The sequence below is a fragment of the Prevotella sp. SGI.167 genome, from assembly GCF_050313615.1.
Classification (GTDB): Bacteria; Bacteroidota; Bacteroidia; order Bacteroidales; family Bacteroidaceae; genus Prevotella.
On the sequence record NZ_JBNPLT010000001.1, the window covers coordinates 250123 to 274378 of the forward strand.

19 protein-coding genes and 1 pseudogene are annotated in these 24256 nt (G+C 46.9%); 10 read left to right on the top strand and 10 right to left on the bottom strand.

Annotated features, from left to right (window positions below; genetic code table 11):
* The first annotated feature begins 288 nt into the window (after positions 1–288).
* Positions 289–4371 carry a hybrid sensor histidine kinase/response regulator transcription factor gene (locus ACQRBJ_RS00935; protein WP_445302653.1) on the top strand — a complete coding sequence of 1361 codons (4083 nt, stop codon included), beginning with the start codon at positions 289–291 and terminating at the stop codon, positions 4369–4371.
* Between the two features lie 192 nt (positions 4372–4563).
* Entirely contained in the window at positions 4564–6234 is a 1671-nt protein-coding gene (locus ACQRBJ_RS00940) for a glycoside hydrolase family 43 protein (protein ID WP_441932866.1), read from the top strand.
* Between the two features lie 84 nt (positions 6235–6318).
* Here ACQRBJ_RS00940 and ACQRBJ_RS00945 read toward each other — a convergent pair whose 3' ends face one another.
* Both ACQRBJ_RS00945 and ACQRBJ_RS00950 read right to left on the bottom strand, forming a co-directional pair.
* A complete protein-coding gene (locus ACQRBJ_RS00945; RefSeq protein ID WP_445302654.1) occupies positions 6319–7197 on the bottom strand; it encodes a bifunctional metallophosphatase/5'-nucleotidase in 879 nt (292 codons plus the stop codon).
* Between the two features lie 33 nt (positions 7198–7230).
* Complete coding sequence (locus tag ACQRBJ_RS00950; protein ID WP_441936717.1) at positions 7231–8013, bottom strand: 5'-nucleotidase C-terminal domain-containing protein; 783 nt, start codon at positions 8011–8013, stop codon at positions 7231–7233.
* Positions 8014–8527: 514 nt separating this feature from the next.
* On the opposite strand from ACQRBJ_RS00950, the gene tnpC reads away from it, so the two are divergent.
* The 4 genes and pseudogenes from tnpC (at position 8528) to mobV (ending at position 13442) form a co-directional block, all read left to right on the top strand.
* Positions 8528–10003, top strand: a complete 1476-nt coding sequence (gene tnpC / locus ACQRBJ_RS00955) for an IS66 family transposase (RefSeq protein WP_445302655.1) — start codon at positions 8528–8530, stop codon at positions 10001–10003.
* A gap of 217 nt (positions 10004–10220) precedes the next feature.
* Positions 10221–11450, top strand: a complete 1230-nt coding sequence (locus ACQRBJ_RS00960) for a tyrosine-type recombinase/integrase (RefSeq protein WP_445302656.1) — start codon at positions 10221–10223, stop codon at positions 11448–11450.
* Between the two features lie 82 nt (positions 11451–11532).
* Complete coding sequence (locus ACQRBJ_RS00965) at positions 11533–11826, top strand: hypothetical protein (RefSeq protein WP_445302657.1); 294 nt, start codon at positions 11533–11535, stop codon at positions 11824–11826.
* Positions 11827–12117: 291 nt separating this feature from the next.
* Positions 12118–13442: pseudogene (gene mobV, locus ACQRBJ_RS00970) on the top strand (MobV family relaxase).
* 83 nt (positions 13443–13525) lie between these two features.
* On the opposite strand, the gene ACQRBJ_RS00975 reads toward mobV, so the two are convergent.
* From ACQRBJ_RS00975 to ACQRBJ_RS00985, 3 genes are read right to left on the bottom strand one after another with little or no spacing between them, the layout of a single operon-like run.
* A complete protein-coding gene (locus tag ACQRBJ_RS00975) occupies positions 13526–14158 on the bottom strand; it encodes a hypothetical protein (protein ID WP_006846945.1) in 633 nt (210 codons plus the stop codon).
* A gap of 14 nt (positions 14159–14172) precedes the next feature.
* Entirely contained in the window at positions 14173–14958 is a 786-nt protein-coding gene (locus ACQRBJ_RS00980) for a hypothetical protein (protein WP_235305772.1), read from the bottom strand.
* A 1-nt stretch (position 14959) separates the two neighbouring features.
* Positions 14960–15685: a hypothetical protein gene (locus tag ACQRBJ_RS00985; protein WP_006846947.1), complete on the bottom strand. Its 726-nt coding sequence runs from the start codon at positions 15683–15685 to the stop codon at positions 14960–14962.
* 437 nt (positions 15686–16122) lie between these two features.
* Here ACQRBJ_RS00985 and ACQRBJ_RS00990 point away from each other — a divergent pair, with 437 nt between their 5' ends.
* Both ACQRBJ_RS00990 and rplS read left to right on the top strand, forming a co-directional pair.
* On the top strand, positions 16123–17046 hold the full coding sequence (locus ACQRBJ_RS00990) for an Abi family protein (protein WP_235305771.1): 924 nt from the start codon (positions 16123–16125) through the stop codon (positions 17044–17046).
* Positions 17047–17504: 458 nt separating this feature from the next.
* Positions 17505–17870, top strand: coding sequence for a 50S ribosomal protein L19 (rplS, locus tag ACQRBJ_RS00995; protein WP_117663883.1), 366 nt, complete (start codon positions 17505–17507; stop codon positions 17868–17870).
* 130 nt (positions 17871–18000) lie between these two features.
* Here the strand turns inward: rplS and ACQRBJ_RS01000 are convergent, their stop codons facing one another.
* Complete coding sequence (locus tag ACQRBJ_RS01000) at positions 18001–18282, bottom strand: hypothetical protein (RefSeq protein WP_295348118.1); 282 nt, start codon at positions 18280–18282, stop codon at positions 18001–18003.
* A 148-nt stretch (positions 18283–18430) separates the two neighbouring features.
* On the opposite strand from ACQRBJ_RS01000, the gene ACQRBJ_RS01005 reads away from it, so the two are divergent.
* Positions 18431–19615, top strand: a complete 1185-nt coding sequence (locus ACQRBJ_RS01005; protein ID WP_295348121.1) for a phosphoribosylaminoimidazolecarboxamide formyltransferase — start codon at positions 18431–18433, stop codon at positions 19613–19615.
* Positions 19616–19670: 55 nt separating this feature from the next.
* Positions 19671–19871, top strand: coding sequence for a hypothetical protein (locus ACQRBJ_RS01010; RefSeq protein WP_006848784.1), 201 nt, complete (start codon positions 19671–19673; stop codon positions 19869–19871).
* Positions 19872–19989: 118 nt separating this feature from the next.
* On the opposite strand, the gene ACQRBJ_RS01015 is transcribed toward ACQRBJ_RS01010, so the two are convergent.
* The 4 genes from ACQRBJ_RS01015 to ACQRBJ_RS01030 form a co-directional block, all read right to left on the bottom strand.
* Entirely contained in the window at positions 19990–21204 is a 1215-nt protein-coding gene (locus ACQRBJ_RS01015; RefSeq protein ID WP_445302658.1) for a peptidoglycan DD-metalloendopeptidase family protein, read from the bottom strand.
* Positions 21205–21355: 151 nt separating this feature from the next.
* Entirely contained in the window at positions 21356–22198 is an 843-nt protein-coding gene (gene pgeF, locus ACQRBJ_RS01020; protein ID WP_445302659.1) for a peptidoglycan editing factor PgeF, read from the bottom strand.
* Between the two features lie 111 nt (positions 22199–22309).
* Positions 22310–23470, bottom strand: coding sequence for a GTPase ObgE (gene obgE / locus ACQRBJ_RS01025; protein ID WP_217761247.1), 1161 nt, complete (start codon positions 23468–23470; stop codon positions 22310–22312).
* A 116-nt stretch (positions 23471–23586) separates the two neighbouring features.
* A complete protein-coding gene (locus tag ACQRBJ_RS01030) occupies positions 23587–24159 on the bottom strand; it encodes an adenylate kinase (RefSeq protein WP_022122168.1) in 573 nt (190 codons plus the stop codon).
* Positions 24160–24256: the final 97 nt, after the last annotated feature.

Consider the following 24256-nt stretch of genomic DNA (forward strand, 5'->3'; position numbering starts at 1 on the left):
AAACCTAACCTATTTAAAAAAACAAACTTTTTTTCAGTTGCAAAGATACTGCTATTATATAATATGTACTTTATTACAAGTAACGATTTCTTTTCTAATCGCTTGCAGGATGTAACAAATACTTTACGACATGTAACATTTTCTTCACTCAAAGTAAAAAAAACCTTGTTTTTACTTGAATAATCCAAAAAAAAACACTATTTTTGCACTCAGAAAAAGCTAGCAATAAGCTCGCTTGATAAACCAATAATGATTAAACTAGCAATGAATACACAATGCCACTTAGTCGTGAAAAGTATCCTTCTGATACTCATTCTATCAGTTTTCTCTATCCTCCCGTCATTGGGGCAGAGCGGTAAGCTGTTCAATACAGACAATCAACTATCAAGCAATCTTGCCACACAAGTGTTCCAAGACAAGAGTGGTTTTATCTGGATTGCTACCCGTAACGGACTGAATGCTTACGATGGTTACCATATCTCTATCATGAAGAAAGATTTGCCCAATAGTCAAGGGCTGAACAGCAACTACATCAATAGTATCACCCAGGATGACAAGGGATATATTATATTAGGAACCAACAACTCTTTGCTGGCTTTTACGGGAAGTGGATTCCGAAAAATCCCTATGTTCGACTCGAAAGGCAAAGAACTCACCACATACGTAACCCTGGTTTATAGACTCCGAAACAAGGATCTTGCCGTTGGAACATCCGGATATGGCATCCTGCTCAAAAAGTCGGATGCTCAGGTATGCCATGCAATGAAGGGTGATGTGGAAAAACTGAAATACATCCACAAATTATTGGAAGATAAATTGGGCAGACTCTGGATTGTCACCGAAGACGGAAGACTGTATCGCAAAGAAACAAATGGTAGAGTCACCTCCCACTTTGTCGGTACCGAAGGCGTGAACGCACAGGATATCCAGCAGGACGCCCTGGGCAACATCTATCTCGCCAGCAAGAACCAGGGCGTACATCTGCTCAGGGCAGGAAGCAACGTCTTTACCCGAATCAGCAGCATCGGAAACCTGCCCATCGACAACATCTATATCAGCCGCAACAACAAGCTCTATATCGGCAGCGACGGACTGGGCATCTATGTATATGACCCTCAGACCGGATTCCTGCAGGATAACCCTCTCTTCAGCCGACTGGTGAACCTGGCCAAGAGCAAGATAACCAGCATCATAGAAGACAATCAGGGCAACATCTGGGTGAGCATGCTGCAGAAAGGCGTGTTCATGCAGAGCAACATAAAGAACGACTTCAACTACATGGGCTTCCGCCTGGGAAACCGCAACGTAATTGGCGAAAACTGCGTTACCAGCCTCAGCATCAACCAGGGCAACCAGGTGTGGGTGGGTACCGACAAGGATGGCCTATACCTATTTAATATAGCAACCTGCAGCGTAGAGGGGCATTTCCTGAACCAGAACACCGTGCTCACCCTCTGTAAGGACCAGCAGGGCAGAACCTGGGTGGGAACCTATACCGACGGTCTGGGCTATATGGATGCAGCCGGAAGCTTCCACCCAGTTGATTTGGGCATCAGCAAGTCGGTGGGCATCTTCGATATCAAGCAAGACCCACAGGGCAACATCTGGATAGCCACCATGGGCGAAGGTCTCTTCTGCCTGCAGAAAGACGGAAGCCGAAGGAACTACAAGGCTAAATATGGTGCAGATAACAACCTCAAGGTCAACAGCCTGCCCAACGATTACCTCGTCAAGATGGCCTTATCAAAGGATGGCAACCAAGTGTATATAGCCACCTCTGTGGGACTGGCGTGCCTCGACCGCAAGCGAAACAGCTGGGTTTCCACCTTCAAGGGCATCAACTGCCTGAACAAGAACCGTTTTTCGCACTGCGTGTTTGTAGATAGCAAAGACCACGTATGGTATGGCACCGAGGATGGAGCCTTCTGCTTCGACTTCAGAAAGGGAATAGAGCCTAAACATTATTCCACAGCCCAAGGACTCACCGACAACGGTGTGGCGAGTATCACAGAAGACAACAAGGGCAAAATATGGCTGGGTACCAACAGCGGACTCAACAGGCTGAACCCCAAGGATGGCAGCATCATCAGGTTTTATAACGAAAGCGGACTGCAGAGCAACGAGTTCAGCGATGCTTCCATATGCACCACCCAGGATAAGAAGGTGATTCTGGTGGGTGGCTCTGGCGGAATCAACTGGTTCCAGGCCGACCGGGTAAAGCAGCATCCATGGCAGGCAAAGGTGGTTATCTCGGGCTTCGTGGTCAACAACAAGACAGTGACACCAGGCATGGAGTCGGGCAGCTATACCATCACGGACAGCTGGGTAACAGTGGCACGGGAGTTCAATCTCTCGCACGATGACAACACCTTCTCCCTGCAGCTCTCTACCTTCACCTATAATAATGTGGAGCAGATAAGATACGCCTACAGCATCAACGGCGATGCCTGGCGCACCGTGCCAGCCGGACAGAACGAACTTGCCTTCTCGCACATGGCTCCCGGCAGCTACAAATACCGCATCAAGGCCATCTGCAACGGCTACGAAACACCGGTGAAGGAGTTCACCATCATCGTTCACCCAGCCTGGTATGCCAGCATCTGGGCAAAGCTCTTCTATCTGCTGCTCCTCATAGCAGCCATCATGCTCTACCTGCGCCACCGCAAGCACCAGATGGAAGACCTGCTCATCCTGCAGCAGCACATCCACGCCGAAGAGATGGGCGAGGCGAAGATCAAGTTCTTCATGAACATCAGTCATGAAATCCGCACGCCGCTCACGCTCATCATCACGCCGCTGCTCTCGCTCATCAAGGAAGACAAGGAGCCTCACCGACAGGGCATCTACGAGATAATCCGAAAGAACTCTGAACGTATCCTCCACCTCATCAACCAGATGATGGACCTGAGAAAGATAGACAAGGGACAGATGGTGATGCGCATGTGCCAGACCAACATGGTGGCGTTCATCAACGAGGAATACGAACTCTTCAGGCAGCAGGCTCTGGCCAAGAACATCGACTTCGAATACCAGCACGACAGCGAAGAACTGCCCGTATGGATAGACCGAAACAACTTCGACAAGGTGATTATCAACATCCTTTCGAACGCCTTCAAGTTCACCCCTACGGCAGGCCACATCCTGCTCTCGCTCACCCACACCGACCACCATGCCTACATCAGCGTCAAGGACAGCGGCATCGGTATTCCAAAAGATAAGCTGGAAACCATCTTCCAGCGCTTCTACCAGACTCCTGCCGCCCCTAACGACCGCAACGTCGGTACGGGCATCGGTCTCGACCTCACCCGCTCGCTCGTGGAACTGCACTACGGCACCATCTCAGCCCGCAACAACGAGGGCGAGAAGGGGAGCAAGTTTGAGCACGGCAGCGAGTTCATCATCCGCATTCCGCTGGGCAAGGACCATCTGAAACCCGAAGAACTCATCGACGAAGAAGAGGTGAAGGAAGAGCAGAACCTGGAACTTGCCGAGGTGAAACAGCTGGAACAGGAGGTGAAGGAAACGGAAAATGCCGAAAAAGCCGAAAGCGCAGCCGGCACAACGGATATGGAGAGCAATCTGCCAGCCTCAGCTAGGGGAAACAAGGCTGAAATCGTGATTGTGGAAGACGAGGAGGATATCCAGGATTACCTGAAGGCCCAGCTCTCCAGCGACTTCAAGATACGCACCTATCCTAACGGAAAGGTGGCACTCAACGAGATTCTGAAGAATAAGCCTGACCTCATCATCAGCGACATCATGATGCCGGAAATGGACGGAACCACCCTCTGCGCCAAGCTGAAATCAAACATCAACACCAATGATGTGCCTATCATCCTGCTCACGGCAAAGAGCCGTGAAGAAGATCAGCTGGAAGGATTACAGACCGGTGCCGATGCCTACATACTGAAGCCATTCAATATGGACATCCTGCGCCGCAACATCATCAACCTGCTCACCGTGCGCCGCACTCTGCGCAACAAGTTCACGGGCAATGAAAGCCAGAATCACCAGGTAGAGCAGATAGAAATGCAGACACCAGACAATTCCCTGATGCAACGGGTGATGGAGGTAATCAACGAAAACATCAACGATTCCGACCTGAGTGTGGACATGATTGCACAGAAGGTGGGCATCAGTCGCGTGCACCTGCACCGCAAGATGAAAGAGCTGACCAATCAGACGCCACACAGCTTCATCCGCAACATCCGTCTGCAGCAGGCAGCCAAGTTGCTGAAGGATGGCAAGCAGAGCATCACCAGCGTGATGTACGCTTGCGGTTTCACAAATTCCGCAAGTTTCAGCACCATGTTCAAGAACCTCTACGGCTGTTCTCCTAGAGAATACATGCAGAATGCCATGAAGGAATAAAGATGATAAACAATAGAAAAAAGAATATGTAACAAAAACAAGACTATATGAAACGTAGGAAAAACTCTTGGTTACATTTCACAATGAAAGATTGCAAATAAAACCGTAACTTTGCAGCGGAAAAACCAGTATGGATTCTCTCCCTGGTTTTCCGCTGCATTTTTTGTATAATCTTTAAAATCAACAATCATAATGAAGAAATTAGCAATCTTATCGCTTTCGATGATGCTTGCAGCAGGAGCGCAGGCACAGACAGCAGAGTTCGACTACTTCAAGTATGCCGGCAATGATGCCCGTTTCAATGTAGAGATAGACAAGACGCATCAGTACTACAACCCAGTATTGGCAGGATTCTATCCAGACCCATCCCTCTGCCGCGTAGGTGACACCTATTATCTGGTGAACTCATCCTTCACCTTCTTCCCAGGTGTGCCTCTCTCAACCAGCAAGGACCTGGTAAACTGGACTCCTGCCGGCCATGTGCTCACCCGCCAATCGCAGGTGCCCCTGAAGGGTCAGCAAGTATCAGCCGGTATCTTCGCACCAGCCATCAGCTATAACAAGAAGAACAAGACCTTCTATATGATTACCACCAATGTGGGAGCCGGCAACTTCTTTGTGAAATCAAAAGATCCTTCCAAAGGCTGGAGCGAGCCTATCTATCTGAAGAAGATTGACGGCATCGACCCTAGCTTCTTCTTCGATGACAACGGAAAGGGATATATCGTGCATAACGGTCCGGTAGTAGGCGGTGCCGACTATGAGGGTCAGCGTGCTATCCGCTGCTTCGAATTCGACGTGAAGGGCGACAGCATCAAGGGAGACTTCAAGGAGATTCTGCGTGGCGGAACCCATGTAGAGGCTCGTCCTATCTGGATTGAGGGTCCTCACCTCTTCAAGAAGGGCAAGTTCTATTATCTGATGTGTGCAGAAGGCGGTACAGGCGGTTGGCACAGCGAGGTGATCCTGCGTGCCAAGAATCCGATGGGTCCATGGGAGGAATGCCCTAACAACCCTATCCTCACCCAGCGCACAGGCTTGGATCCAAATCGCAAGGACCCAGTATCAAGTGCCGGTCATGCCGACATCGTAGAAGATGGCAAAGGTAACTGGTGGGCTGTATTCCTGGCTTGCCGTCCTTACGAGGAAGATATGTACAACACAGGTCGCGACACCTATCTCCTGCCAGTAACATGGAAAAACGGATGGCCAGAGATTCTCGCCAAGAACACCCCAATTTCTACAGTAGGCGAAAAGGCAGGCTTGAAGCCAGCAGAGAAGAATGAGTTCTCTGGCAACTTCAGCTATGTGGATAACTTCGATACAGCCGACAACGGCGTAGGTCTGAAGGATTTGAACCCACGCTGGATGTTCCTCCGCGACTTCGTTGACTGTTACAAGGTAGAAAACGGCAAGTTGAAGTTCAATCTCCTGCCGGGCAATGTCTACAAGCGTGAACCGATGTCAGCCATCTGGGCTCGTCAGCAGCACGGAACCTTCACTGCCGAGACAGAGATTAACTTTACTCCTCGCAACGACAAAGATATCGCAGGCTTGGCACTTCTCCAGAAGGAAGACCACAACTTCGTATTGGGTAAGACCATGAAGAAGGGCAAGCTGATGATTACCCTGACCCGTGCCGAGAAGAACAATGCCCTCATTGCTTCTGCTCCTATCAAGGCTGGCAAGCTGAAGCTGAAGGTTGAAGGTCATGATAGATACTACGATTTCTATTATGCAGAGGAAGGCGGCGACTGGCAGCTGCTCGCCAAAGGCGTGGATGCCAGCAACCTGAGCACCCAGAAGAGCGGTGGCTTCATCGGTGCCTGCATCGGACTCTATGCCTCTTCCAACAAGGAATAACAGATATCATTATAAATCATAAAAATACAAAAAGACTCCCCGAGCTTTTCGAGGAGTCTTTTGTCTTTTTCCTTTGTATAAGTTTTATTTATTCTTTACAATATCCAATGTCATTTTACCTACCCAGATGGCATTCTTGCCATTCTGATCTACCGGAACAGGTTTGCCATCGAGATTGTTCAGGTATTCCAGCTGCTTAAAGTAGGTGTGGCTATGACCACCCAATATCAGGTCGATGTTGCGGGTAGCTGGTGCTACTTCAGAATCGTCAATGCCATCAATCTTCCATCCCAGATGAGAGATGCAGATAATGACATCACACTTCTCCTTGTTCTTCAGAATCTCTGTCATCTCCCTTGCTTTTTCTATTGGGTCGAAATACTTGATGCAACCGTAGTTCTTCTCGGCTACCAATCCCGCCAGTTCCGGACCAAGACCGAAGACGCCAATCTTCAAACCCTTGCGGTTGATGATTGCATATGGCTTGACGATATCGGCAAGCTCTGTACCCGTAAAATCATAATTTGAGCATACTATTGGGAACTTCGCCATCTTGAAGAGACGAACCATATTGTCGATACCGAAATCGAACTCATGATTACCGATGGTAGCAGCATCATACTTCATCTCGTTCATCAAGCCAACCTCTACATCGCCCTTGAAGAGAGAATAATAAGGTGATCCCTGTGAGAAGTCACCACTATCAAAGAGCAGGAGATCAGGATTCTGCTTACGCTCTTCCTTAATCATAGCCACACAACGGAGGAAACCGCCACGATTGGCTGTCGCTGTATCTGCCAGGTTGGGATTGATAGGCATCACGCAGGAGTGGGTATCATTGGTATGGAGCACCACAAGCTGCCTGACAACCTTCGCCTCCTTCTTAGCCTTAGCCTGTACAGTAGCTGGCTGCATCGCGAAAGATGCCAAAACCAGACCGATATATAATAATGTATGTTTCATCAGAATTCTCAATTATAAATTATCCATTATCAATTATTCATTCACCACCACGCAGCGGCCTTCAATCTTTGATTCCACCTCTTTGCCCTGCGCCATCATCTCACGGAAGTAATTCATGATGATATATCTCACGTTGTTCTCACGCTGCATGGGAGCCAATACGTCAGTACCGCTCTTGAAAGCCACGAGTTGGTCGTTACCCTCAGCCAGGTAATCAAGCGTAGCAATACGATAACTCTTCTGTGGGTCAACAGGTTCACCATTTATGGTAACGTTCATCAGCTTACCTTCCTTAGTTATCACCATTCTCACAGCGCTGCTCAAGCCTTCACCGCCACGATGAGCTATCTGCTGGAAGAGTTCGAGCACCTTGTCTCCGGTCAGAGTGAGGAAACAGATCTTGTTCTCGAAAGGAGCCATGTCGTTCACATCACCCACAGTAATCTTGCCCTTGGCAAGATTACTCCGGATGCCACCCATATTATAGACAGAGAATACCGGCTGCTCATCAAACTGCTTACCGCCCCAAACCAGGATGTCGCAAAGCAGGTTGCTGAGCTCGCTCTCAGGGCGATGACGGGTCATATCATGAGCGATGCTACCCACCACAGGGCCCATGATGCTATCCACCTTGCTCTTATAAGGGGCAAGAACCCCTGCAGCCTCAGCATCAGGCTGAGCATCCCATTTTTTATCTACCAATATACGGGTTCTCTCTACCTTTGCCACCTTGAATTTCTGTGCAAAAGCTGGAAACGCCATCAGCAGCATGGTTGCAGAAGCAAGCAAAATCTTGATACTATTTTTTTCCTTCATACTTAATACAATAAATACTTTTAGAGTGCAAAGTTACGAAATAATGCTGACGTGGCAAAGCATTTTTGGATGATTAACGCAGTTCAGCCCATAAATAAAGGCATTTGAGCGCAAAACTAGGAAATTTCGCAAAGTGGCATTAAGCAAATCGAGGCGGATTGCGGAATGAATTAGGTATCCAATTCGTAACCCTGATAGTACTATGTAACTACTCAGCACCCCTATAGAAAACTTCTCGTTAATAAAGCATAAACTTGATTTTGCTTATTTTCTTCATCATTACAAACTTTTTAATGATTGAGTCGATGAGGACGTAGGCTGTTTAAAACAGTTCATTTAATGAGTTCTTTTCCGATGATGCCTCCAACATGTCTCCTTTGTCTATTATCGCCCTTCAACAGATTATCTGCCAGGAGATGCGTTTTTGTATTCCCCGTAAGTCAAAAGTCTGCGTTAAGGGATGTAAATCGTGATTTTGCCATGTGGAGATAAATGCTTATCTTTGCACCAAAAAATGGCAAGCGACTGTACTGACATAGATGTTGTTTTGCGCCAGATACACCAGCGTCTGCGCAAACTTGAGAAGTCCGACTCCGAGAAGACTGAGGAGATCGGACGTCTCAACCGTGTCATTAACCAGAAGGACGTGGAGATACATAATCTAAAGACAGAACTTGCTTCCACAAAGGCTGAACTAGCCGTTGCTAAAAAGCGCATCAAGGAACTCGAGGGTGCTGATGACGATACATCAAGTACACCAGGAAAGCCCGAGAAAAACAGCAGTAACAGCAGTATCCCTCCATCCCAAGAAAGTATCGCTTCCCGTGAGCTGCGCAGGACCAAGTCTCTTCGCAAGCCAAGCGGAAAGCCGAGCGGTGGACAGCCTGGCCACAAGGGTCACACACTGCAGACTATAGCAGAACCAGACGTAATTGTAAAGCACGAACCCGTCTATTGTAAATGCTGTGGTCGGCTCTTGATTGATATACCATGCCAGAAGATCCGTAAGACACAAATTGTTGATATCAAGGTGGTCGTAGAGACCTGCGAGGAACAGTATTACGAGAAGGTCTGTGAATGCGGTTGCGTAAACAACTGCGAAGCTCCCAACTGTCGTATCAAGTATGGTGACAACCTCCGTGCACTGGTGACATACCTTAATGTAGTGCAGTGTATTCCGTTCAAAAGGATTGCAGAACTTATATCCGACCTGTCCGGCCAGAATATAAGTGAGGGAACAGTGCAGAACATACTCAAAGAGAATAGCGGCAAGGCAGACTGTGCATATGAGGAAATACGCAAGAGGCTGGAAACAGCGTCTGTCGTAGGAGCCGATGAAACTGGTGCTACGGTAGGAAAGCATCTGCATTGGAACTGGATATTCCAGAACGACCTGCTTACATACGTGTTCCAGTCAGAATCGCGAGGTCAGAAGGCCATAGATTCCAAGTTTCCAAAGGGACTTCCCTATTCGACACTTGTGACTGACAGACATCAGAGCTACTTCAGGATGAATGTTAAGGACCATCAGGTCTGCCTGGCTCATCTTCTTAGGAATGCAGAGTATCTGAACGAACTGGATCCAAACCAGAACTGGTCACGGAGATTCATCCATCTGATAGAACACTCTATAAATCTCAGAAGAGAGGACAACATTACCTCTAGAAAGATAAAGGTACTGAAGACAAAGATGAAGAACCTCTTGGGTGAAAGCCTCACGCATTTAGATAACGAGTTTGAGAAATTCAAGAGGGGTATCCTTAAAGTCAAAGACTACCTATTTACCTTTCTCTCCAATCCAAGTGTGCCTTACGAGAATAATGTCAGTGAGCGGGGAGTTAGGAAAATCAAGATAAAGCAGAAAGTCAGCGGTTGCTTCCGAACAGACAGCGGTGCCGATGATTTTGCCAAGTTGCACTCCATTGCTGAAACTGCTATGAAGAACGGAAATTCTAAATTCAATGCAATTCTTGCTGTAGTACAACAGTAAGACGATTACTCATGCCCATAGGGGTGCTGAGTAGTTACAGTACTATGTCAGATAGTTAAACTTTCTTAACGACCTGCGCAAATCGTGACATATCAGGGCAGTTCGAACCGTTTTCACATTCTGCGTTTTTCTTTCCTAAATCTGCCGTGATTTGCGTAGCAATTTATTCCCAGAAAGGTATTACTTTTGCAGCCCGAATTTAAAAAGGAATTAGAAGATGAGTAGAAGCACTTTTTCGGTATTGTTCTATGCGAACAAGAGTAAGGTAAAGAACGGCATCGTGCCAGTGATGGGCAGAATCACCATCAACGGAACACAAAGCCAGTTCAGTTGCAAGCGCAGCATCCCGTTGTCGTTATGGGATGCGAAGGGCAACTGTGCCAAAGGCAGGACGAGGGAGGCACTTGACCTTAACCGTGACCTTGACAACATAAAGGCACAGATTATCAAGCACTACCAGCACCTGTCAGACCGTGAGGCATTCGTCACGGCAGAGATGGTGCGCAATGCCTATCAAGGCTTCGGCAGTGAGTACGAGACCTTGCTACGTGCCTTTGACAAGGATTGCGAGAGTCTGAAACAGCGTGTAGGTAAGGATAGGGCATTGGGGACATACAAACTGCAAGTGAGGTCGAGGAACTACGTGGCCGACTTCCTTCAGATGAACTATAGGCGTTCGGACATATCCATGCAGGAACTCACGCCCGACTTCATCAAGGAGTTTGCCGTGTATCTTGCTAATGACCGAGGGCTGGCCAGTTCCACCATCTGGCTTTCTTGCATGCACCTGAAAGGTGTCGTAGACCGTGCCCATGACAACGGGAAGATACAGCGCAACGTGTTTGCGCTGTTCCACATCAGCCCCAAGTGCAAGGAGCGTACTTTCCTGACAGAAGAAGAATTGAAGACGGTGATGGAGCATGAGTTTGAGGATACGAATCTCGCCTTCATCCGTGACCTCTTCGTGTTCATGAATTTTACCGCCCTGTCTTTTGTGGACTTGAAGGAACTGACTACGGATAACATCGTGGAGGTCAACGGTGAGAAATGGATTGCCGGCAAACGTCACAAGACGGGTGTACGCTATCAAGTGAAACTGCTGGCAGTACCCTTGCAGATTATCGAACGCTACCGTGACTATCCGAAAGAGAATCCAAAATCTGTCTTTGGCGAAGTCAACTACTGGAGCGTGTGCAAGAAGTTGAAGCCAGTGATGAAAGAGTGTGGTATTGACAAGCCGATTTCCGCACATTGCGCTCGCCATGGATTTGCCACCATGGCTCTAACCAATGGTATGCCCATTGAGAGTGTGAGTCGAGTATTGGGACATACGAATATTGTCACCACACAGATTTACGCCCGCATCACCACGCAGAAGTTAGACAATGACTTAACCATGTTGGGTAACAAGTTAAACGTATCATTCAATAACATCAAATTAGCATAGAGACATGGAAGAGAGAAACATCATCAAGTGGAGTGAGTATAGTGAGTACACCGAACTGACTATACCGAGTGGGGAGATATGGATGAGCGAGTCCGAACTGGTGGACATGTTTGGAGTATTCATCCCCAAGTTGAGGAACGCCATCAAAGCCCTCTACAAAGAGGAACAGGTAAAGCCATACGAAGCAGAGCGGACAATCAAGAAGAAAGACAACTTATATATCACCGTATATAATATGGAGGTCGTTCTGCTGCTTGCCTTCCGACTTAACTCCTTTCAAGCAAGGGCAGTCCGCAGGGAACTGATGGAGCGAATTAGCCTAGACCATAAGCCTTTCGAGGTGATACTGACGACACAACATCCATTCTCCAGTTAGTCCGTCTATCAATTAGTCTATCCGTCAGTTGCAATGTTGCAACTTTTTGGGAAGCATATTGAGATGGAATCATGCTGGCGCAGGCACGGGTATTTCCCACAAGCGGAAAACACCGTAGCCTATTAGGGGATTTTTCGAGCCGCACAACAGAGTTAGTGCTAAAAATCCCCAATAGGCCGAGGTGTTGCACCCCTCTGGACTCCCTGCCAAGACCGTCGGCTATAGCCGAACACAAACAGGAACGAGAAGCGAACGAAACAGAATGTCAAACAAAAAAATCTTAACAAGCGAATGGGATACGCAGTATTACACTTAGAGAAAGCAAAAGGAGCGGACAGCGGCATGTCTGCCCACATCGAAAGAACCATACAGCCGAAGAACGCCGACCCGACAAGGACGCACCTCAACCGAGAACTTATCCAGTTCCCCGATAGTGTCCGTAACCGAACGGCAGCCATACAGCACCGCCTCAATACGGCAGGGCTAAAGCGCAAGATTGGCAAGAATCAGGTACAGGCCATCCGCATCGTACTCACTGGCACCCATGCCGATATGGAACAGATAGAGCAGACGGGCAGGCTCGATGAATGGTGTCAGGACAACATCGACTGGCTTCGTAAGACTTACGGCGCTGATAACGTGGTGTCGGCAGTACTACACATGGACGAGGAAACACCGCACATCCACGCAACCATCGTCCCCATCGTGCAGACGGAGCGCAAGAAACAGAAGAAGGAGCAAACCGTCAAGAAGAAATACAGGACAAAAACACCTGCACCCCGTCTGTGTGCAGACGAAGTGATGAGCCGCGCCAACTTGATACGCTACCAAGACACATAAGCCGAGCAGATGGCGGTATACGGACTGCAACGAGGCATCAAAGGCTCAGAGGCGCAGCACATATCCACGCATGAGTATTACCGAAGCCTGATTGCACAGGGCGACGACTTGCAGGCTAACGTTACGCAACTGCTTGAAGAACGGGAAAAGGCAAGAGAGGTGATAGCGGAGGCGGAACAGGCAAAGAAAAACCTTGTCCGCATCAGGGCAGAGCAAAGACGGAGGAACTAAAGAACTCTGCCACTAAGACCGCTGCGGCAGCACTCAACGGAATCAATTCTCTTCTTGGGGGTAACAAGGTGAGCCGACTGGAGAAGGAGAAAGCCCAACTATACAAGGAGGTGGACGAGTTGAACGGACAGATTGAAAGACTCCACTCCGATATGCAGAAGTTGAAGGACAACCACACAAGGGAACTCAACCGCACCATTGAACAGCACCAGCAGGAGGTAAGCAACCTGAAGCGCATCATTGACAAGGCTTACAAGTGGTTCCCAAGTTTCAAACGTTTCCTCAACATGGAACGTGAGTGTCTGGAGTGTGGCTTCAACATGGAACAGACCGACAAACTGATGCATGGTCACACCATCAACTATAGTGGCTGGCTTCACTCCAATGAGTATAGGCGTAACGCACTTGCCGATAATGTCACGGCAAAAGTGATAAAAGACGAGAATCGAAACTTGTTCCTGCATATCAACGAGACTCCCATTGTCCAATGGTTTAAGGAGCAGTTCGGATTTGAGTACAAACAGCGAAAGGGAATGAAATTGTAATAGCATCACTCCTCTCAAGTAATATTCTGAGAGGGGTGATTCATATTTTTCAAGGCGTTTGTCTTATTCCATCTTTCAAAGAACTACGATAATACTTTCATAAACACCCAGATGAGAAACGCTATAATCAAGATTGTTCCCAAACAGCTTCCGATACCGACAAATAAATTGCCTAAACAACCTAACTCTTTTCCGCCTGTAGAACTTACGCTACTATAAGACCGCTTGGAATAGTTCTTTGGACTCTGCGACTTACTCGCCTTCTTCACAGCCTTCTCCTTCTCCCATTCCTTGCGTTTCCGTTCTTTCTCATCTTTTTCGCTTTTCCGTTTCTGCTCTTCCTTCCACTTGTCGTGCCTTATCCACGAAAAACGACTGAATCTAATGTCAAATTCATTGAGGACGAAGTCTGTTTCGTTCTCGTCATACCCATGCAAAAGATTGTCTTCACCATATTCGAAGCGTATGATTTTCTCCCTCAGACTGCTACTGAATTTCACAGTCCCCAGCCTATCCAGAATCTTCATGCAATAAAAATGGTCTTTGACTATTGCCAGTACATAGCCTTTGTAGGATATTAAATCCTGGTATGTAGCAGACACTTCGGTTGTTCCTAAACAATTCGTCCAGTTTCGTCCATCGCTTGATATATCCAAACTGTGGCCGCTATCACTAATTCTGATGTACCGCTCGCTCGTTTTAACTTTCTGTGCCATATTACGTTGTTTTTTTAGAAAATACCTCTCTTTACTAACTCATGGAAAGGACTGATAACCCGCTCGAATATCATCCAATCTGCCTTGCCGATGCGTGAAGGATGATAGGACTTGATAACGGCAATGTGCTCTTTAGGATAGTACCACAGGCAACAGGGTTTCATCTTCGCATCGGGATAATCATACTCTATCTTCTCAGTCTCTCTGCCTGCAAGATAGTTATGGGTGATATAATTGAACTGCGAATCGTCCGCATCACAGCAGACGATAATATTGGGGCGCAGGATGTCTATTTCCTCATTTAGAAAAGCTTCATCTTTCAGCATCGCTTTTGCTACCGCCTTACTTGACACCCACGAATAACCTGCCAGTTTCTTTGATTCGATAAAGGCGAAAGGCTCAGTGTTCCAGATCATCCTCACCTTGTCTCTCTTTGTGCGTTTCACTTCGTCAAATGTAATCCTATAGTCTGGTCCCAACTCCAGCAAACCATAGAGCATTCGCGCAATGTTCGGTAGAAATCCAGTTTTGCCAACCTTCCCGCCAGAGAGCCGTCTGTTGTTCGCTCCATTCTGCTCATCAATCAGCCATAGTCTAGTGTCATCTCCGTCAGGCGTGTTTTTGTCTTTCAGCAGAAACATCACACGCCTCGTCGCATTGTCCCATCGCTCATCTACATACTCTACGGGCTTGTCGGCTTTCAACATTAGCCCGTCTTTGCAAAACAATGGTTTCTGTGTTTCATCAAGGCTTTCCATCCATCGGCTGAAAAGATCATCTAGTCGCTCGTTGTATTTCATTTCAAAATTGTATGTAATCCCACGAATGACTACTACCAGCAGGCTCACAACCATAGCGGGCTTTTATATCCGCTTCTATTGTATTTCTTGCGGCAACACGTTGGCCACATTTTCTGCAACGAAATTCCTGCAGCGGTGTTTCTTGTTGTCTTTGGGTACTTGCCACAGACACATCTTCAAGTATATCATCTGGATTGAATGCCTCAACTTGTTCTGCTTCCTCTGATATTTTGTTTCCGTCAAAATCATATACATATTTCACCGTTGGTGCATATTTCATCCCAATAAACCCCGTAATTGTTTTGTCCTTTTCGTCTGCATACGCATCAACTGGGTCTGCACCAAAAAAAGATTCTATCTCTTTGAATTTTTGAGTCTTCAAATTGTATAGAAGAAGTGTAGATGTAGACGAACCATACTCTGAAATGTCATGTTTTAAGAAAGATATATTCTCTTTTCCCATATAGATGCCATAGATACTTTCTCCATCTTCCAATGTAGGCTTGATGTCCTCTTTGCTTTCAGTTTCAAGGTTATAACGAATTAACTCCGTATTATTCTTGTTCTTGTAATAGACAAAGTGGTCGATTTCATTAATCTGTTCTGCTAACACTTCCACCGTGTCTGGCAACGCACGCTCAAACTCCGTCGCCAACTTCTGATAGTCTTTCTTACACGCGCCAAGTGTCAAGACGCACATACAGGCTAAAATGATTTTCTTGCTCATAATCTTTATCTTTAGTTACTACTATCTTCTCAATGGGAAATCAGCACTAACAGTCAAGCAGAAAGAAAGCGCAGACCCCTGCCATATTCATTTCAGGCTCTGCACTGCCTCTATACACTATGGTGAAGTCCACGCTTATGCGTACACTTCAACGTGTATAGGTAGCTCTCATTCTTTCGAGGTGCAGATTCGAGATGAAATTGAGCATCTAATATGTCGTGTCTCTTGCGAAACTCGGTGCAAAGATACTGAAAAATTGATAGAATTAAAGCCGTTTAGTGAAAAAACTTATGAAAATATTGCGTAATTCAAGAAAATATGCTATCTTTGCCCACGAAAATAGGAAGATTCTCGGATAAGACAGTCCGAATCAAACGATAACAGAACCCGTCGGCATCCCGTAGATCTGCTGGCGGGTCACTTTTTTATAAACAGCAATGAGCAATCAGAAGCCACGCACAATAGATGAACAAATCCGCCTGCTCCGTTCAAGAGGTATGGCGTTTGGTGATGAGGAGAGTGCCAAGCAGTGTTTGGCGCATATCAGTTATTTCCGTTTGAAATACTATTGGACGGACATGAGGGATGAGGAAACAGAGCACGACTTCAAGGAGGGTGCGTCATTCGACGATGTAATTGCCCGATACGACTTTGACCGTAGACTTCGACTGATACTCTTTGATGCCATTGAGATTATAGAAGTGGCATTACGTGCTAAGATTATCAACCATCTTTCACAAGCAAAGGGTAGCGGACTTTGGTATTTGGATGCTTCTCTCTTTGAGCGTAAAGACTATTACGAGGACTTCGTGCTCGACCTCAAATATGAGTTTGACCGTAGTACAGAGCCATTTGCCAAAGAATACATAGCAGAGCATTCTAATTGGGATTGGGAGTCGATGGAGGGCGATAATCCTGATGCGTGGATGATACTCGAAAGTGCCACCTTTGGTACACTCTCCAAGATGTATAAGAATTTGAAGAGCCAGTTGCCAGAACGCGCCGCTATTGCCAACGACTTCGGACTGTATTCTGCAAAGGAGTTATCCAGTTGGTTGGAGGCTATCTCTGTGCTTCGTAACATCATAGCCCACCACTCACGTCTCTGGAACCGTAGCCTTGCCAAGCAAGTGACCAATCCCAAAGGACATCGTGACAGGTGGTTGCTGAATCCATTGACGGACAACCAAAAGAAGAAACCATACGGAGTGATTTCTGCTATGCTCTATCTCTGCAATGCCGTGTATCCAGACAATCAGATAAAGGACAAGTTGCTTGCCTTGATTGACCACAGTACCAATATACCTTATTACAAGTACGGTTTTACTGGTGACTGGCGCAAGGAGCCAATATGGCGGTAAGCACCGTTAAATTGTGTGTATAAGATTTGGTGGTTTCAAATAAAAGTATTACCTTTGCCCCGACAACGAGCCATTGAAACAGGCTGGTGGCTCAGCGTCGGGAGTTCTTTGATACGCAAATCATAGCAGAATGTAGAATTGAATACGGTCTCTTATCCGTAACCCCAATTTTCCTCAATCCCTCAGACTGCCTTTTATAAAGATGAATTGCGATTTTATCCAAAATTACAAAATAAATCTGCGAAATCTGCGAAATTTGCGAAAAAATTCAATGACAGTAGTAAAGAAAACAAAAAAACTGCGAGGAAATCGAAAGAAAGTATCTGAAAATTTGCGAGATAAGAGAAAAAGTCGTAACTTTGCACCCGCTTTTCGGCGTAACCGCTGTTGTCTGGGTAGAAGTGTTACCCGTCCATGTTGCGTTGGAACGACAAACAATTTTTAATTTTATACAAAAAATGGATTTGATTAAAGTTGCTGAAGAAGCATTTGCAACCGGCAAGAAGTTCCCTGAGTTCAAGGCAGGTGACACTATCACTGTCGCTTACAAAATCGTCGAGGGTACTAAGGAGCGTATCCAGCTCTATCGTGGTGTAGTTATCAAGATCTCTGGTCATGGTGACAAGAAGCGTTTCACAGTTCGTAAGATGTCTGGTACAGTAGGTGTAGAGCGTATCTTCCCTATCGAGTCACCAGCTATCGATTCTATCGAGGTGAACAAGCACGGTAAGGTACGTCGCGCTAAGTTGTATTACTTGCGTAAGCTCACAGGTAAGAAGGCTCGTATCGCTGAGAAGAAAACCATCGCTAAGAGCGCTGAGTAATTTTCTTAGTTACCTATTAAAATTAGAATTTGAAAAGGGCATCCCATCTTCCGATAGGATGCCCTTTCTATATTTCCATATCAATTTTACATCAAGAAAAATACCCTTCAACCTGAGTGAAGTGTTTTGCTTATTCCCCGGTGCTATAGTTCGTCAACCCATCATCGGTTCCATGCAATGCTCCCTGGAAATCCGCCCAACTTTGGAAGCCGGCAAGTAATGCCAAGCGGTTGAGTGTCTGCGCCGAAGGCTTTTCCTTACCCTTTAAAATATCCCACACCTTGTGTAGCACTTTTGTCTTACTATGCTTCTCATCGTGCTGTACGTGTGCCTTGCCGAGCTTCTTCTCTAAAGCTACGGCGAGAATTTTCAAATCATTCTTCATTGTGATTTTCCTTTCCCAAATTCTCAATTTCTCTATTTCTCAAATTTCATTTATTCTAACAGAGAGCAAAAGTACATAATAAAATCGAAACAAGGTAATGTTTTCCTGATTATTTTTGTTTTTACCACAAAAAAGTTGTAATTTTGCAGCAGAATTCAATTATATTTCTTACAAGATGAAAGAATTAGCACTTAAGTACGGATGCAATCCGAATCAGAAGCCTTCTCGCATCTATATGGATGACGGAAGGGAACTGCCTATCGAAGTTATCAACGGCCGACCAGGCTACATCAACTTCCTGGATGCTTTCAATTCTTGGCAATTGGTCAAGGAACTGAAGGCTGCTACAGGAATGCCTGCTGCCGCTAGTTTCAAACACGTTTCTCCTGCCGGTGCTGCCATCGGCTTGCCACTGAGCGACACATTGAAGAAGATTTACTTCTGCGATGACGTAGATTTCGAACTTTCTCCTTTGGCTTGCGCTTATGTTCGTGCTCGTGGTGCAGACCGCATGTGCTCTTACGGTGACTTTGTTGCCCTGAGCGATGTATGCGATGAGGCTACTGCCCTCCTCATCAAGCGTGAGGTAAGTGACGGCGTTATTGCTCCTGGCTATACTCCAGAGGCTATCAAGGTGTTGAAGGAGAAGCGCAAGGGTACCTACTGCGTCATCCAGATTGATCCTGACTACGTGCCAGCTCCTATCGAGCGCAAGCAGGTATTCGGTGTTACCTTCGAACAGGGACGCAACGAGGTGAAGCTCGATGATCCAGCTCTCTTCGAGGATGTTCCTACCAAGAACAAGACTTTCACTCCTGAGGCTAAGCGCGATCTGATTATCTCGCTCATCACCCTGAAGTATACTCAGAGTAACTCTGTATGCTACGTAAAGGATGGTCAGGCTATCGGTATCGGTGCCGGTCAGCAGAGCCGTATCCACTGTACCCGCCTTGCAGGTTCCAAGGCAGACGAGTGGTGGTTGCGCCAGTGTCCTAAGGTGATGAACCTGCCTTTCAAGGAGAAGATTCGCCGTGCAGACCGTGACAACACCATCAATGTCTACATCTCTGATGAGTGGGAAGACGTATTGCAGGATGGCGTTTGGGAGCAGTTCTTCACAGAGAAGCCTGAGCCATTGACCCGCGAGGAGAAGAAGGCTTGGATTGCACAGAACAAGGGTGTAAGCGTTGGTAGCGATGCTTTCTTCCCATTCGGCGACAACATCGAACGTGCTCACAAGAGTGGTGTGGAATACATAGCAGAAGCAGGCGGTAGCATCCGTGACGATAATGTTATCGATACTTGCGACAAGTACGGCATTGCCATGGCGTTCACTCACGTTCGCCTCTTCCATCACTAATTTAAGTGAAGAGTGAAGAATTCAACGGCTTTACTTATCATAAAGTTCAAAATATATGAGTGATATTGACGATATTATCATGGGTGGTATGGTCTTCAAAGGCGGAGGCGGTCCCAAGAAGGACGACGACGACAAGGTGAAGACCAAAGCCAAGAAAAAGAAGTATATTACGGGTGCTCACGGCAGCGGCTCTGCCCGTCAGAAGGCAAAGTATCGCCAACAGAGAGCCAACCGTAAATCGCAGAAGAAGAAATAATCTCTATCTCTCTGCATACAGATAAAAAACTTCGCCCGTGCGCTGTTGAGATTTCAACAGTACACGGGCGAAGTTTTTTATCTGTTCCGTTTCAAATCAATCCTTGATTTGGTCTTTATCAGTTCTTTACGCTTTTCACGCCTTTTCCCTTGGTAAGATGCAAGGTAGCGGCTTTCAGCTTATGGTTACTGTGGTCGAAGATGATGGCTGGATCCAGGCGCTTGCCGCCGAAAGACACCTCGAAATGGAGATGCTCTGTGGTGGCCCTTCCGGTACGGCCCGTAAGACCGATTACCTGGCCTGCCTTCACCTTATCACCCTTCTTCACCATGTTCTTACTCTGATGGCTATAGAGCGTTTCCAAGCCGTAGGCATGCTTGATGCGGATGCAGTTGCCATAGCCGTAGTAAGGTCCCGAGGCAACCACCTCGCCATCGAAGGCGGCATAAATCTCGTCGTTAGGCTTGGTCTTCAAATCCACACCCGAGTGACGGCGGACACCTCCGTATGGACTGATGACACGGGCATCAGGCAATGGATATGACCATGCCTTCTCCTCTATCTTCTCCAAATCGAGAAGGAAGGTGTTAGTGATGGTAAACGGATCGTTCACCTCGTCAGGGTCGAGAGTCATGGCATGATCGCCAGACCGGCTGCCCGACTTTTTATTTGCCCCCTTATCATTTCTATCACTCTTATCGTTTCTAGAAACGGAGGAATCCTTGCCGCCTATCACCGTGATGTTGATGCGGCTGCCTGTCTTGCGGAACTGCACGGTCTGTCGGCGGAGCTTATGACTCTTCAGTTCGATGATGGTTTCCGGGTTGATGCGTGCACCATTCACCATGATGGAGAATTCGCAGTAGGTCTCACCCTCCTTGGTACCCACGATGGCGATGGTTTGTCCGGCATCCACATGCTGTCCCACCTTCATCAGGTTCTCGGCATTGTTGGCATACACGGTTTCCAGACCATTGTCGTGACGGATGACGATGACATTACCCATCGACTCGGTTTTGCGCGAGAGTCGCACATAACCATCAAACATCGCCTTGACGGCGTCGCCCTTCGAGGTTTCGATGCGCATCACGCTATTGCCATTGGTAAGGCTTGCCTTGCCCACAGGAAGCGGGAAGGAATATTCCTTGGCACGGAATATCTCAAAGTCAACATTGAAGGCTTGACTCTGGGCAAAGAGGCCTGGCGTTGCGATGCTCACCTGCTGTTGCTCGGCGGCAGTAAACTCATTTTTGGCGGGCATGAAACTGCTCAGGGATAGCATCAGCATGCCCGAGACGGCTACAAGCCCCAATCTCTGTCTTAATCTACTCATTATCTCTATCGTTCTAAATCTCTAAATTAACTATAAACTATAAATTATAAACTATTAACTGTAAACTATTAACTGTAAATTGAAAAACATCCACTTCTCCCTCTTCGTTCATAGAAAAGATAGAAATGGATGTTATCATGAAAAATCTTATTTATTTCTCCAGGAGGATGGCCGTATAGATTCTGCCGCTCTCTGTGCCCAACTTGCGAGCAGAGAAATACTCGTCGCTATGCTGGAAGGTACAGATGCCACAATCCTGAATGTTTTCCTCGGCTACACCACAGTGCAGAAGAATCTGCTTGTTGCAGAGCGGAAGATTGATATGCCACTTCAGGGGCTGAACGATATTACCTTCGGCAGCCAGGCGATCACGCTCAACAGGATCTGCAGAGAAGGCAGCATTAGGGCGCTGCTCTGCAATCTCTTCCATAGGAAAGGCAGCCTGCTCAAAAGCCTCATATACCTCATCTCCCACCTCAAAACTGTCGAGCGAAATACCTGGACCTATCACCGCCTTCAGCTTCTTGGGATCTGTCTTATAGGCAAAAGCCATCTCCTGAAGAGTCTTGTGAACGATGCGAGCCAAGGTCCCTCTCCATCCGGCATGGATGGCGGCGGCTGCATGATGCTCCTCATCATAAAGAAGCACCGGGATGCAATCGGCAGTAGAAACGCCAATGCATACACCAGCCTGATCGGTCATTATAGCATCTACGCCTTCAAGTACCATCTTACGGATATTCTCTGGCATGGTAAAAAACTCATCTGCGATATTACGCACCTCTACTCCATGTACCTGATGCGGCATGATGAGATGGGCTGTATCAATACCCAACTCTGTGGCAAGACGCTTGCGGTTTTCAGCCACATGTTCTGCATTGTCACCGCAAAACTCATTGATATTAAATTCGCCATAGTTGCCCTGGCTTACTCCATCCTTACGGGTAGTAGAGAAAGCCTTGACGCCAGCGGCTATATTATATTCCTTTATCATCTAATGTTAAGTGTTAAATTAGGCTTACGCTCACGAAACAAATGAATTGGCTTTCCCTGCGGTCGCCGAACGTTGTTTCTTCACTCTTCGTTCTTCACTCTTCAATTAAATCTACTCATATTCGAAATCATCGAGGTCATCAACATCCTCGATTTCATCCTCATCGATATATTCAACGATGTCCTCACCCTCAGCTTCAAGTTCCTGCTGGAAGCGGGACATGTCCTTATCACGATGCACGAGGGTATCCTCGGCAGTAATCTCCTGCAGCTTATTGCTCTCTGAGTTCAGTTCCTTCCAGAGTACATCCTTCAAATCCTGAATACCCTGTCCGGTAACAGAAGAAATGAAGACCACAGGAAGGTCAGTAGGAAGAGTATCCTTCAACATCTCGATGAGCTCATCATCCAGGAGATCACACTTGGTGATGGCAAGCACACGGTGCTTATCGAGCATCTCTGGATTGAAATTCTTCAACTCGCCCAGCAATACCTCATATTCCTTCTTGATATCATCTGTATCGCCCGGCACCATAAAGAGCAGCAGGGAGTTGCGCTCGATATGGCGCAGGAATCGCAAACCTAAGCCCTTTCCTTCGCTCGCACCCTCGATGATGCCAGGAATGTCGGCCATGACAAAACTCTGGTGATCACGATAATCCACGATACCCAGTGACGGTTCGAGCGTAGTAAACGGATAGTTGGCAATCTTAGGACGAGCACTTGACACAGCACTCAGCAAGGTAGACTTGCCAGCATTAGGGAAACCTACCAGACCCACATCGGCAAGGAGCTTCAACTCCATGATGATGGTCATCTCCTGCATAGGTTCTCCAGGCTGTGCATAACGAGGCGCCTGATTAGTGGCAGAACGGAACTGAAAATTACCCAATCCACCGCGACCACCCTTGAGAAGCAGCACTTCCTGACCATCGTATGCCACATCGCATACAAACTTGCCGGTCTCGGCATTATACACCACGGTACCACAAGGCACATCAATATAGATGTCCTTGCCATCGGTACCATGACACTTGTCACGTCCTCCATTGCCACCATGCTCGGCGAAGAAGTGGCGCTGATACTTCAGATGCAGCAAAGTCCAGTAGTTGTGGTTGCCGCGAAGATAGATGCTTCCTCCACGTCCGCCATCGCCACCATCAGGTCCACCATTAGGTTGGTACTTCACGTGGCGCAGGTGCATGGAGCCTTTACCACCCTTACCAGAGCGGCAGTTGATCTTTACATAATCTACGAAATTGGATTCAGCCATTTATTTTTCCTTTTTAATTGAATGAATAAATCTTCTTTTATTGAACAAAAGATTCTTCTTTTATTTAACGAATAAATCTTCCCCGCAGCCTTGCTGGGAAGATTCTTTTATCTTGATTACAAGTTGTCGATTACATTGCAAACGCGTGCAAAGATCTCATCTACTGTACCGAGACCCTCGATGTGGTGATGAATGCCTTCCTTCTCATACCAGTCGATGAGCGGAGCAGTCTGTGTATGATAAACATTGAGACGCTTCTTGATAGTCTCCTCATTATCATCAGAACGGCCGCTTTCCTTACCGCGGTTAATCAGGCGAGCCATCAGCTCATCCTCAGGAACTGCCAACTCAATCATGGCAGCAATCTTATGACCACGCTCAGAGAGCATCTTCTTCAGAGCCTCAGCCTGTGGAGTGGTACGTGGGAAACCATCGAAGATAACACCAGCGTGATCCTTACCGAAGCTATCGTATACACTTGCGAGGATGTCAATCATCAACTCGTCTGGAATCAACTGACCATTGTCGATATAACCCTTAGCTGTCTTACCAAGTTCTGTACCGTTCTTGATTTCGTTACGAAGTACGTCACCTGTAGAAATGTGACCGAGACCATACTTCTCGATCATCTTGTCGCTCTGTGTACCTTTACCTGCACCTGGAGCACCGAAAATTACGATATTTTTCATTTTTACCTTAATATATATAAATTGTTTTATGTTGTGTCAGAAACTTAACTATATTTATTAACCCACTTCTGTCCCTTTGGAGACAAAAGAACAGCAA